The 13,495-nt window shown below is 38.7% G+C and carries 8 protein-coding genes; 5 read left to right on the top strand and 3 right to left on the bottom strand.

The window, feature by feature from the left end; all coding sequences use genetic code 11:
• Positions 1-68: 68 nt before the first annotated feature.
• Positions 69-1,328, top strand: coding sequence for an aminotransferase class V-fold PLP-dependent enzyme (locus F777_RS0108790; protein WP_026751718.1), 1,260 nt, complete (start codon positions 69-71; stop codon positions 1,326-1,328).
• Here the strand turns inward: F777_RS0108790 and F777_RS0108785 are convergent.
• Complete coding sequence (locus F777_RS0108785) at positions 1,325-3,253, bottom strand: TonB-dependent receptor plug domain-containing protein (RefSeq protein WP_026751717.1); 1,929 nt, start codon at positions 3,251-3,253, stop codon at positions 1,325-1,327. The genes F777_RS0108790 and F777_RS0108785 overlap by 4 nt on opposite strands.
• Before the next feature lie 498 nt (positions 3,254-3,751).
• On the opposite strand from F777_RS0108785, the gene F777_RS0108775 reads away from it, so the two are divergent.
• Together F777_RS0108775 and F777_RS0108770 are read left to right on the top strand one after the other, a co-directional pair.
• Entirely contained in the window at positions 3,752-7,543 is a 3,792-nt protein-coding gene (locus F777_RS0108775; protein ID WP_026751715.1) for a YDG domain-containing protein, read from the top strand.
• 158 nt (positions 7,544-7,701) lie between these two features.
• Entirely contained in the window at positions 7,702-8,451 is a 750-nt protein-coding gene (locus tag F777_RS0108770) for a hypothetical protein (RefSeq protein WP_026751714.1), read from the top strand.
• A 38-nt stretch (positions 8,452-8,489) separates the two neighbouring features.
• On the opposite strand, the gene F777_RS0108765 is transcribed toward F777_RS0108770, so the two are convergent.
• Positions 8,490-10,883 (bottom strand): hypothetical protein, encoded by a 2,394-nt coding sequence (locus tag F777_RS0108765; RefSeq protein WP_026751713.1) that lies wholly within the window; start codon positions 10,881-10,883, stop codon positions 8,490-8,492.
• Between the two features lie 94 nt (positions 10,884-10,977).
• On the opposite strand from F777_RS0108765, the gene F777_RS0108760 reads away from it, so the two are divergent.
• Entirely contained in the window at positions 10,978-11,451 is a 474-nt protein-coding gene (locus F777_RS0108760) for a 23S rRNA (pseudouridine(1915)-N(3))-methyltransferase RlmH (RefSeq protein ID WP_026751712.1), read from the top strand.
• A 13-nt stretch (positions 11,452-11,464) separates the two neighbouring features.
• A complete protein-coding gene (locus F777_RS0108755; protein WP_235785913.1) occupies positions 11,465-12,109 on the top strand; it encodes a rhomboid family intramembrane serine protease in 645 nt (214 codons plus the stop codon).
• A gap of 6 nt (positions 12,110-12,115) precedes the next feature.
• On the opposite strand, the gene tilS is transcribed toward F777_RS0108755, so the two are convergent.
• Complete coding sequence (gene tilS, locus F777_RS0108750; RefSeq protein WP_051408526.1) at positions 12,116-13,495, bottom strand: tRNA lysidine(34) synthetase TilS; 1,380 nt, start codon at positions 13,493-13,495, stop codon at positions 12,116-12,118.

Raw genomic sequence — 13,495 nt, 5'->3', positions numbered from 1 at the left:
AATGAAATTAAGAAAAACAACCATGCTGAAACCTGATTATTCCTAACTTTAATAAACAAGGTTATAGCATGAATAAAAGATCATTTATAAAAAGCTTTGCACTTACAGGATTGGCCATTCCGGAATTAAGCAATGCAATGGCAACTGAAATAAGCTTACCCAAAAAGGATTCATCTTTTCCGATTGCAGAAGATGAGAACTACTGGGCTGGCATCAGAAACTTGTACAAAATAAAACCCGATTATATAAATCTGGAAAACGGGTATTATAATTTACTTCCTGAACCTACATTGGAAAAATATCTCTCTATCATTAAGGAAGTAAACTATCATGCGTCCTTTTACATGAGAAAAAGACAGTTTAATGAGAGAGCCGAACAGAACAAGCTAATAGCATCATTCACTGGTTGTAATCCCTCAGAAATTGTTTTAACCAGAAATACAACGGAATCACTCGATTTAATTATCAGTGGATATCCCTGGCAAAAAGACGATGAAGCCATATTTGCAGAACAGGATTACGGAGCCATGATTGATATGTTTAAACAAGTAGCTAATAGATATGGTATTAAAAACACTATTATTTCTATTCCAAATATTCCAGCTTCCGATGAAGAAATCGTTTCCTTGTACGAGCGTGCCATTACCCCTAAGACAAAACTGATCATGATATGCCATATGATCAATATTACGGGGCAAATTTTACCTGTAAGAAAAATATGCGATATGGCACATAAATACGGAGTGGAAGTAATGGTAGACGGAGCACATGCCATTGCACATCTTCAATTTAAGATACCCGATTTAAATTGTGATTACTATGGAGCCAGTTTACACAAATGGCTGGCAGTTCCTTTAGGTGTGGGATTGTTATACATAAAGGAAAAACACCAGAGCAAAATTTGGCCACTCTTGGGTGAAAATGAATCTGTAACAGGAATCAACCGTTTGAATCATTTCGGAACCAATCCGGTACATACCTATCTGGCACTTCAATTCGCAATTGACTTTCACAATAAAATTGGTGCAGACAATAAAGAAAGAAGACTAAGATTTTTGCAGCAGTACTGGACAAAGCAGGTGGCCAATCTACCAAAGATTCAAATTAATACTCCTACTGATAATGAACGTTCTTGCGCCATTGCCAATGTGGGAATAAAGGGGATGAAACCATCAGATATGGCAAATACGCTACTAAATAAATATAAAATTTACACAGTAGCAATTGATGGAGCTGGTGTTCATGGTTGCCGGATTACTCCCAATGTTTTTACTACATTGAAAGAATTGGATGCTTTTGTAAATGCACTGATGGAAATGGCTGGTTAAAAAATAAATCGGAAACCACCTTGTAACCATCTTCCCGGCAATGGCGTACCAACAAAGTCATTAATAGATTTATTAAAAACATTATCGGCCTGTAAAAACAGGATATGCTTAACCTTATTGAAATGAATATTAATTCTTGAATTCATTACGAAGTAGTTACTGCTTAATGGTACTAATAAAGGGTTATTGGTTTGTGCAGACCTGCTTTTGTATAATCCTGTAAAACTAAAATCCACATTTTTCAATTTGATTCCTGCGGCAAAATTGGCAAGAAATTTAGGGGCAGAAGAAAGATAAAAACTTAAAGGTCCTTCCTTGCTTTCTGTACTCAACCAGATCAATCCTGATTTTACTCTTATGGAATTTTGTTCGTTTAATTTCTTTTCCAGCATATAATCCAGTTCGAGACCGGAAACAGAAATCCGGTTTTGATTTTTAGCTAAAAAATAATTTCCATTCACTACAAGATTTTCTTTTCTGGGCATATCAGCGTATGCTGTGAGTGACCAGTCAATTAAATCCCTGCTATCTCTGCTAAACAAACTAAATGACCATTTACCCAACTGATTGTTTGCCCAATCAAAACCCACCTCGTAGTTAATACTTTTTTCTGCTGATAAATTGGGATTACCAATTGATCCGCTTCTTACACCCGTTCTGTTATAATTATTATAGAGTTCTGTAAAGTCTGCATTTCTGTATGCATAACCAAGGCTTGCCCTAAGTTGCAGTTGATTAACTTGATACGAAAAATTAACCTGTGGTACAACTATCCAGCCAGCATTATCTGTATACTCAGTTCTTAAGGAAGTATTTGATATAAACTGATTGCTGAATGCATGTTGCAAAATACCATAAACAGCCAGCTGATTTACCGTGTGTCTTCCTCTGTCATTGGAACGGATATTTCTTCCTATGTACTGAGCCCCCAATGAAAATTTTGTCTGCTCTGTTGCTGTTCTTGTATAAATAGTATTAATTTGAAAGAGATTGGAGAAACTGGAATTAGCAGAGGAAACCGAACTGAATTTGTAATTGTCCTCCGTATTTTTAAACCCTGCATAGACAGAAAGCTGGTCTTTGTTTTTCTGGTAATTCGCATTGAACTGATTCCAGAAAATTTTTACTTTTTCCACTGCCGTGTCTGAAACAAAAGAAGTATAAAAATTTTGTGCAGCAAATTCTCTTTCATTGTAAGCGGATCTGAAAGAAGTTAGCCAGTTATTTTTTTGTTTGCTGAATGCAAATGAAAATGCATCTTCCTGCATATATCCATTGATGCCTCTTTGCTTGGGTCCGTCAGCCCTGTTTCTAAGCGCAGAAATCTGAAAATGATTGGAGGGATTGGAAACGCTGTAAAAACCAGAGCTACTCATAAGTCCGAGGTCTCCACCAGCAACTTGTATAATCCCCCTTTTACCATTGGCCTTCTGTTTAGCAAAGCTTTTCGTAGTAATGTAAATAACACCACCCACTGCATCAGATCCAAAAATCCCCGATGAAGCACCTTTTAATATTTCAACTCTTTCAATTTCATCTAAAACAACCGGAATATAGCCACTGAAATGTCCGGTATTCGGATCATTCAATCTTAGCCCATCCAGAATAACCAAAACCTGCTGAAAAGTTCCTCCCCGCATACTGATATCACTTTGTGCCCCCAACGCACCCCTGGTTTGTACATCGATACCAGGAAGGAAACGCAACAATTCGTCCGGAGTTCTAACAGGAAGCTGAGAAATTTCTTTAGCAGTGATTACAGTTATATTCCTACCTGTTTTGGAAGCTCTTGTTTCAATGGAAGAACTGGTTACAGTTATAGGGTCCAAAAAGGATACCTTTTGGTGCGCATTGGAATTGCTATCCTGAGCAACTAAACGACCAATTAATAGCATTAGAAGATGAATGATTAATGTCTTTTTCAAGAAGTGTCAGTTTGGGGAGCAAATCTATGGGCTAATTCCTATCTACTGCTAAAAACTGAATTGATGACTAAACTTTGACATTAGGCGACGAAAAACGAATAAATAAAAAGTTATCCACATTTTAAAAGGCGCAATTTGTGGGGTATTTTAAGCATATTCTGCGTCAGAACCTTCCACAAGCAAAGGCTAATTTTAACAGAACTTCTCATAAAATATTGAATTTTAGTTATTTATATGCTAAAATTCTGCAAAAAAATACAAACTGCTTGGTAGATATAATAGAAAGTTGGGCTTTGAAAAGACAGTTTCACAAAGAAACTAGCTTTCCCATTTTTGGAAAACCACAAAAATTGATATCAATTGCGGAATTGCTTACAAAAAAGGGAACATATTGGCTAATTTTATGGTAAATGCGCGTATACTTAAATCTATTCGTATCCCCCAACTGCTTTGATTTTAAGCACGGCATTTAAAAATTATTTAATTAAAACTAGGCTCATGAAATCAAAAATTTTACTCAAAATTTTGATGCCCTTTTTCTTCCTGCTAACTGCATTTACCTCAGTTGCGCAGTCCATTACTCCTAGTGGTAGCATCACTGCGTTTACAGCAACGTATGGATCTGCCGCAACAGAGCAATCCTTTACTTTTACAGCAACAGGATTAACTGCGTCTACCAACGTAGTTGTTACTGCGCCTGCGAATTTTGAAGTGTCTTTATCTTCAGGTTCAGGATTCGCCGCTTCGGTAAACGTTCCAACAGACGGATCCGGAGATGTAGCATCAACCACTATATACGTAAGAATGCCAGATAATATTAATCCTGGTTCAATTACGGGGGGCAATATCACTTTAGTGGAGGGCGCAACAAATAACACAGTTGCAATTCCTACTAGTACAGTAAACGTTAAACCACTTACTATTACTGGCTTAACTGCCAATAATAAAGTTTATGATGGATTAACTACTGCTACTTTAACTGGAACAGCTACTTTAACTGGAGGTTTAGTTGGTTTAGACGTTGTTACTATTTCGGCAGGTACTGCAAACTTTGCAACCAAAACAGTCGGAGTAGGTAAAACCGTTACTGCCACAGGTTTTTCTCTTTCAGGAGCAGATGCTGCAAAATACAGTGTAAGCCAACCAACAATTCCCAATGCGGATATTACTGCAAAAGCACTAACCATTTCGGGTTTAACTGCTAATAGCAGAGCATATAATGGTTTAACTACTGCTACACTTGCAGGCACTGCTGCTTTAAGTGGTGTTGAATCGGGCGATGTAGTAACAATTGATGCAACTGGTACCGCTTCATTTGCAGATAAATTGGTAGGTCTTACAAAACCAGTTACGGTGGTTGGATTTACTATTACTGGTGCCGACGCTGCTAACTACTCTTTAACACAACCAACTGGATTATCTGCTGATATTACTCCGAAAGGTTTAACCATTTCTGGTTTAACTGCTAACAATAAAGTATACGATGCTTCCACTTCAGCAACTTTAAGTGGAACAGCAGCTCTTGTAGGTATTGAATCGGGTGATGTGGTAACCATTGATGTAATTGGTACTGCCTCCTTTGCAGACAAAACCGTAGGTACTGCAAAACCCGTAACGGTGATTGGCTATACAATCAATGGTGCCGACGCTACTAACTACACTTTAACTCAACCTTCGGGATTAACTGCTAATATTACTGCTAAAGCGCTAACCATCTCAGGTGTAACTGCTGACAACAAAGTATATGATGGATTGACGACTGCTACCTTAAGCGGTACAGCTGCTCTTGTTGGTGTAGAATCTGGTGATGTGGTTACCCTTGGTGGAACTGCAGCTGCCTCTTTTGCTACTGCAGCAGTAGGCCCTACTATATCAGTAACTGTTACGGGATATTCCATCTCTGGTGGCGATGCTGCTAACTATACATTAACTCAGCCAACTGGCTTATCAGCAGATATAACCCCTGCCCCATTAACCATTACGGCAAATGCGGTTTCTAAATTCCATGGTGAAACAATTGCTTCACCTGCTACCGGTGTAACTGCCTTTACCTCTACTGGTTTACAGAATGGTGAAACCATTGGATCCGTTACTATGGACTATGGTCCAAATGCGGCTTCAGGAGGCAATTTAGGTGTATACCCAGGTGCAGTGGTTCCAAGTGCTGCAACAGGTGGAACCTTTAATGCAAGTAACTATACCATTTCGTATGTTGCCAATCAATTAAGTGTTGTACCGAATAATAATGCATTTTTAAGTAACCTGGTAGCTTCTACTGGTCCATTGAATACTGCATTCAATAAGTACGATCTGGATTATGATACTTATGTTCTAACCGCCATTGATCAATTCACTGTTACTGCAACTGTTGAAAATCAGTTTGCTACCATTCAGGCAAGAATTGATACCGGTATGGGACCTGGTGCTTATATTCCGCTTACTAGTGGTGTTGCAAGTGCACCTTTCCTAATCAGAGAAGGTGACAATATCATCGAAATCCTGGTAACTGCTGAAGATGGTACTACTCAACTAAACTATCGTATCCTTTATCGTCGTGAGTCTTCTTTTGTAAGCGGCGGTGGCGGCGGTGGTCTTGAAAGTAAGAGCCTGGGTGATGCTATTGCTCAGCGTGTGCTCAACAATGCCATCAATGATATGAACGGTGCAGTTGATTACAACAAACTGCCTGTTGTTGAAACTGCTCAGGGAACCATCCGTTCTGCCAGCACCAACAGCATCTTCAGCCTGCAACTTTCCAGCATCATGCCGGATCTGTCTAACAGAGGTTACAAAGCTTACAACAGCTCTCCTGTTGATATCGTAAGCTTTACCAATGCCAAAGAAGTATTTGCGGTTGACTATGTTAATACCAATAAAGAAACCAAAGCGGTTGCTTTCACAACCAAAACTTTGGGTGAATTATACGACCACACCAAACCAATCTGTGACCGTTTAAAAGGTGCTACTTTATTAGATGTTGAATCAGTGAAAATTGATGGATACGACTTCATCAACTACACCATCAGAAACGACAAAGGAAACCTTGAATATGCTACTGCATTCACAGTGGGTGCTAAAGCAGGCAGAAACAGCTTTAACTTACAAAGTGCGTTCTTATCAACCAGCTATGTAAACGAAGATCAGATGTACAACTTCCAGATCTGGGCTGCTTCTCCTTCTATCGTGAATGATATGGTGAAAGAAGTATTGGCTAAACTAAAAGATGTTGCTCCGGTTAACCAATCAATTGTAAATGCTAGTCCTGATACATATATCGAGTCTGGTAAGCGCGAAGGTGCTAACCTGAAACTGGTAATCAAGAACGGTACTGCTGCTACAACCGGATTCTTTAAGTTCGAAGACAGATCTAATGAATCTTCTACTGGCATTGTTACACGTAACGTTCCTTTCACTGTAAACGCGAATGGTACTTCTACCATCACTGTTCCAGTAGGTGACAAATATGAAAGCTCTATCTCTATGTCACTAAACGGTGAAGTAAAAGATATGCTTTACATGTCTGACGGTACATGGGCTATTGATTACAACAGAAACACTACCAGTGTAAGTGCCTTTACCGTTACCAACGACGCTAAGCGTACGATCTCTGCCAACGAATTCCCTGTACTAAGAAATGTAGAAGTAAAAGCCAATAGCTCTGATTTCGTTTCTTTATTCAAACTGTTGAAAGCAGGTGGTATGGAAGCTGACCTAAGCGGATATGCTGGTCTTAAGTTTACCGCTGCCGGTGGATATAACCTAAGAGTTACCATGGTACAAAACGGCATCAGTGAGTGGAAAAATCAATACACTACTGATATCAGACTAGGCTCTGGTCAGCAGGAATACTTTATTCCTTTCAGCCAGTTCAAATCTGCCGCTTCTACCAAAAACATAGATCCAAAAGACGTTACTACACTGGTATTTACTGTTGAAGTAAATGCAGGAAGAAACAGTCCAATTGCTTCTACCTTCAGCAATATCAGCTTCACCAAAGAAAAACCAGTATTGAATACAAACGATCAGGAAGAGAAAACCATCCAGGTATTCCCTAACCCTGTAACCGACAATGTGTTCACTGCTAGCTTTGTAAGCCCTGTAGCTGGTGAGTTGACCATGAAGATCAACGACGCTTCCGGACGCTCTATCTTCACCAAACAGGTGAACGTAGTAAAAGGTCCGAACGCCGTACCGGTAAGACTGAACAACGGTGTAATTGGTACACACTTCCTAACCTTAGAAGGTAAAGGCGTTAAGTTCGCCCCTACTACGGTAGTGATAGTGAAGTAACAAAACCAACTTAATTAAAACCAAAGCCCCGTCCACAAGACGGGGCTTTTTAATTCCCCTTAGTAAATTAACTCCATCGAGACGATTTTGCTCAATTTTTTATACATCCAAATAGGTTTAGGGAAAATAAATCAATTGGATAGTCCGGAACTTTACCATTGATTTTTTACCCTATTGATATTATTATAATCATCTCTTCCTTATTTGTTGGAATAGCCAGCTTTCTGCTTATTTACTTAATAAGTAAGTTTGAAGAAACCAAGAAGACATTGATTGGTATTTATATAGAAATTAGCTTATTGCTTTTTGCCAGTCAATACTATTTTAGATATGGTGAACATTCCGGACTAAATAGGGTTGCATTCTTTGTTGCCAATGGTTCACTACTGATTTTGGGACCTTTGCTTTTCTTATTTGTAAAAAATTTCTTCAAACAGGAGTCTAATAATATCAGGCAGCATTGGATTCAACTTATCCCATTTATACTTTCTAGTAGTGTAATCATTGTATTCTATAATGAGTTATCAGATCCACCCAATTCTATCTATTCAGGGTTGGCCTGCCTGACGCATTTAACCTTTTATCTTTTTTATTCGCTCTACATTGTTATTAAAGAAGATGCTGAGCATCCGGAAAATTTTGAACATGAAGTAGCATCACTTGCTTCACTGGTTTATCTTTTTTTGCTTTTCCAATGTTACTTTGCTATCTTATATGGATTATTTCTATATAAGAATATTAAACATCAGACAATGCTCACTATTTTCTGGAACGACGATGCCAAATACCAACTCGACAATATTGACAATGGCGCATACTCCCTTATCATCCTGGTTATTATAACCGTGTTTTTATTAGGGATTATCAGGTTAAGAAAAATACGTTTCCGAACAAAGCAACTTCAATAAACCCACAATTTTAGTATAATAACAATCGCTGGAAATCATTACTCTAATATTCGCTCTACCCTAGTCATTTTACCGTTAGCATTGAATCCTTCCAATACAATTTTCAATTTTGTAGATACATCGTTATTATAAAACTCTACCTGATACCTTGGGGACTTTTTATTGGTTATAATATATGGATTCCAGTACAAGGTATTTCTTGTGTCTGGTTCAAATGATGCAGCAGTTTTATCATATACAGGATTGTAGAACTCTTTGAAAACTGAATATCCGCTTAACAAAGTGCTTTCGAGACCTTTAACATTTTGGCCACCTTTGGATTGGCCTCCTCCCTTCTTAGTATAAACAACAATAGCACCACTTCCTCCACCTGCACCTGTTCCAAAGAATGGAGGTCTGAAAACTTTTATATACGCAACATCTGCTACTGGAATGGTAGAAACCATTGGAATATCACTTCTGATTTCGTTTAGGTAGATATCCGGAATACCTCCACGCCAACTTAAATTAACAGCGGATCCGTTTCCGGTTACTTGCAATCCAGCCACTTTGCCCTGTAAGTAGGTGAAGATATCAATTGCCAGATTGGTTCCTTCTGTTAAGTCGAAACTATAACCATCCCCTCTGGAAAATAAACCTGAAGTATAGGTTTCATCCATGATTTCAATCTTGGATTTGGTCTTGGTTTTAACGATTACTTCAGATAATGTAGTGCTTGCTTTTAATCTGCGAAGTTTTTCCTGTTCGGATAATAAAAAATTCATGCGTACAATGGCCATGGAATCAATCCCTCCCCAGATAGGGGGTAAATTACCTAAACCCACTTTGGCTCCATTTTCCTTTCTCAATAATCCGTTCTCAATTTTCACCTGGGTTGCACCACTCAATTTAGAGTTATTATTAAATCCGTAATAAACTTTTACTGTGTCATAGAAAAATATACCTGGCTGCTCAAAATTACCATTGGCGTCAATGGCCGCAAACTGAAGGGATTTACTACTGTCTTTAGCCGCCATTACAAAATTCAGTTGCTGGTCTTTTACCATTCCCGGTTTAATACCAAATACGGAGCCTTTCAGCGACATGTACTCTGTCTCTGGCATATATTTTAGTTGTGGGCCGATTCCTTCTCTTAGTTTCTCCCAGTTTATCTTTCTCCAGCCATTTGTCATCATTACCAAATCCAGCCTGTTCATGATGCTGTCTGCGTCACTCTGAAAGTAATAGGAAGGATTATGAACATATCCCTTTATTTCACTTGCCAGAAGAAAATTGGAAAAAATGGAATGCGGATCATTCGTATTGGCATTGGCATCAATTACTGCAACCGACATATTGGTCATAGAAGTATCTGAAACAAAAATGTCAAACTTATTTAAAGCACGTTTGCCCAGATTTGTAACAATAGGATTTATCTTGGCATTAAAGTCATGAGTATGGTTGTTTATAAAAGCAATACGCTCTGCTACTGGTATCCAATCTGAGGTAAATAAAGTAAACTGTACAATGCCGGTTGGTAATTCATCAATCGGAATTTCTGCCCTTTGAAAATTTCTTTCGGACATTTTCAGACCCACTTTGTACATAAGTGACTGGTTCATATGTACCAGCAAATTCATTTGCTTAAAGTTGGCAGAAGCGGGTTCAGATCTTTCAAATTGCAAAAAGGCTTTTTCATTATTGGTTCTAACCGTTAACACCACCCCCTCTTTCTTGATATCTTTTACAGGAGTTGTTCCTGCTCTTCCAAATTCATCCGTCCAGTTTAACTGATATTGCTGACCCGGCAATGGTTTCAGTACAAATATGCCCATCCCGTCATGCTGAACTTTTAGGCTATCCAGTACTTTTTTCTGTGCATCTACCAACACCCCTTTAATTTTCACAGGTAATCCAGCTTGATTTATGGCTTTAAAAGCTACTCTTGAATTTACCCCTTCAACTAAAGTTCCACTTTCCGGAAAAATATCTACCCGCGTTGGAGAGGGCATTCTACCGATAACTACATTGCCCCCGTTGATTGGTATGTTTTTCTGAAACAAATACGCTACATCATCATTCAGCATCCATCTGGTGAAAGCTTTTACATGAAGAAATCCGCCTCCATAATTTGCTGGTACTTCAAAACTGCCCTTGGCCGTTGCCTGATACAATGGGGCTACAGTCTGCTTTATGAGGGTTCCGGTTGTGTCGTACCATTCCACATAGAGGTTTTTGCTGAGCACACTGGGTTCATTGCCCGCCAGCAAATACACTTTATAAAATAAGGTATCTCCAGTGTTATAAACGGGTCTATCAAAATGAACATGTATTTTTTCTTTTGGGAATCCTTCTGCATACACACTCATCATAGAATCAATTTGTTGTGCATTTGCCACAGTACTTACCCCAAACACCAATAAACAAATGATACTAACAGTTAAATTTCTCATTAGAAAGCAATTTGTATGTAATATACTTTGAGTTTGGAAAAGAACAAAAGCTATGCCAATTGGATTTACCCAAAATTGTGCTTACTTTCAATCTATGAAACTACGCCTGATTTCAGTTGGCAAGCCCAATGAATCTTATGTAAGCGAAGGAATTGATGATTTTACCAAAAGAATCAATAAATACTATAAAACAGAGTGGCAAATTATTGCCCCTCCCAAAAATGCAGCCAGTTTACCTGAAGCTGAATTAAAAAAAGCAGAAGCAGCGCTCATATTAAATGTGATTGATAAAGACGATTATCTGGTTTTGCTGGACGAAAGGGGGAAAAGCTTCAATTCTCCGCAATTGGCAAAGTTTATTGAACAAAGAGCCAATGAAAGTTGTAAACAACTGGTCTTTTTAATTGGAGGTGCATTCGGTGTAGAGCATGCTATTACACAGCGTGCTCAGGCAGTATGGAGTTTATCGGCATTGGTATTTCCCCATATGCTGGTAAGGCTGATATTAGCAGAACAGGTGTACAGAGCCTGTACAATCATTAAAAACGAAAAATACCATCATATTTAATGTCCAGGATACTATGATAACCATAACACTCAGCATCATATTACTGACCAGTGTCATTTCCTTTACCGGATTTTCTAACCAGAAAGTCTTAGACGATTTAATTTTTTATCCTCCGGCCATCACCAACAGAAACCAGTGGTATCGGTTTATTACCAGTGGATTGATCCATGCAGACATCATGCACTTGTTGTTTAATATGTATTCTTTTTACCTGTTTGGAGATCTGGTAGAAAGAACTTTTGTGCAAATATTCGGCGAGTCGGGAAAATTAATATACCTGATATTGTATATCATTTCGTTAATCGTCTGTTTGCTTCCTACTTATTTTAATAACCAGAATAATTATCACTACAGAAGTTTGGGGGCATCGGGTGCTGTTTCTGCTGTCATCTTTGCTGGCATATTTCTATATCCTACAATGGGCATGGGAATCTTCCCGATTCCTTTTCATATTCCTGGCTTTGTATTTGGCCCACTGTATCTTATTTTATCTGCTTATTTGGCTAAAAAAGGGCACGGAAATATCAATCACTCAGCACATATCTGGGGAGCTATTTTCGGTATCGTATTTTTAATTATCACCACCAGTTTTCTAAGCAAATTCAATGCATTTGAAAATTTCATCAATGCAATAAAACTTTATATAGCGGGCTATTAATTTTTTTCAGGTGGGATTGGAACCGGCTGTAAATGTAATAGCCAATTGTTGGGTGGTACCCTCTAGACATCTGAAGCGATGGTCAATTCTTTTGCCCAACACAACCATAATTTTATTCTCAGACTCAAGAATCCAGATTTTTTCCTTTTCTGTTTTACTTAATTTAAGATCCATCAAAAACTTAGCAATTTTTTTCTTCTTTCCCATCCCCAGCGGATAAAAGTAATCTCCGGTTTTCCATTTGCGTAGTAATAGCGGGAATTTCACAGCACGGGCATCCAGTAGTTCAATAGAGGCCTCCGCATCTCTACCTGAATTTGCAGAAGACAAGGATGCATCAGATTTGTTGCGCAAACTAAGCTCCAGTTTCCCTTCTGAAAAATGAATCACTCCTGGCTTATCAATCACAATATTCACTGCCTCTTCACTTGCCAAAGGTGCAATAATCATCCAGCTTCTATTCCTGATAATCCGATGTGTAGCTGACTGTATATAACTGCTGTTCGCGGCAGTGAGTAATTTTATCACTTCCGGAATCTGATTTGCCGTAAATTCAAATGGAGAAATGATTTCCCAGGTAATAGTATGGAGTGGATTCGCTTTTTGCCAGAGCATTACCGGCACATGACATTCCTTGCCTTTCCAATGCAATAACTTTTTCAGGTGCCCAATCACTGCCTGTTTATATAATTCAGTTGCTTCAGTGAATCGCGTGAGATTAGCCAGCAGGTTCTGTTCCACACCTGGAAACACTTTTTTTACAGAAGGAATTAACTGATTTCTGAAATAGTTTCTGGTGTAGTCATCCGTATCGTTGGAAGAATCTTTTACGAAAGCAATGGATTGACCAATTGCAAATGCTTCAATTTCTTCTTTTAAAAAAGGCAGTAATGGCCTGATGATTTTTTTCTCTCTATGAACAGCTACGATCCCTTTTAATCCCTCTAATCCCGTCCCTCTGAAGAAATGCATAGCACTGGTTTCGATGGCATCATTGGCATGATGCGCAGTAATTACCCAGGAGCCTGCCAGTGCTGCATTTTCCTTTCTCAACTGATCAAACCAATCATATCGAATCTTTCTGGCCGCTACCTGAGTAGATAAACCCGTATCAGTCTTGTATTGGATTGTATCTACCCGTTTAATCCAGCAAGGGATAGCATGATTACTACAAAAGGATGATACAAATGCTTCGTCTCTGTTGCTTTCTTCACCCCTTAGCTGATAGTTCACATGGGCTACGTTAAAAGCTACCCCAATCGATTTCAGCAGTACAGCCAGCACAGTACTGTCTGCTCCCCCACTCATGGCGAGTAAAAAAGGCTGCGCTGGTTTTTGTAACCCGGCAAAATGTTCATTCCAGTGTTGCTGAAAACGCGTTAACAA

The sequence above is a fragment of the Sediminibacterium sp. C3 genome, from assembly GCF_000508085.1.
Classification (GTDB): domain Bacteria; phylum Bacteroidota; class Bacteroidia; order Chitinophagales; family Chitinophagaceae; genus Sediminibacterium.
Note: the sequence above shows the minus strand (reverse complement) of the source record. Positions and strands in the feature narration are given on the sequence as shown.

What these genes read in the sequence shown, in the direction of transcription:
- F777_RS0108765 (WP_026751713.1), bottom strand. Translation starts at nt 10,883, where the DNA reads ATGAGAAATTTAACTGTTAGTATCATTTGTTTATTGGTGTTTGGGGTA.
- F777_RS0108775 (WP_026751715.1), top strand. Translation starts at nt 3,752, where the DNA reads ATGAAATCAAAAATTTTACTCAAAATTTTGATGCCCTTTTTCTTCCTG.
- F777_RS0108760 (WP_026751712.1), top strand. Translation starts at nt 10,978, where the DNA reads ATGAAACTACGCCTGATTTCAGTTGGCAAGCCCAATGAATCTTATGTA.
- F777_RS0108755 (WP_235785913.1), top strand. Translation starts at nt 11,465, where the DNA reads ATGATAACCATAACACTCAGCATCATATTACTGACCAGTGTCATTTCC.
- F777_RS0108790 (WP_026751718.1), top strand. Translation starts at nt 69, where the DNA reads ATGAATAAAAGATCATTTATAAAAAGCTTTGCACTTACAGGATTGGCC.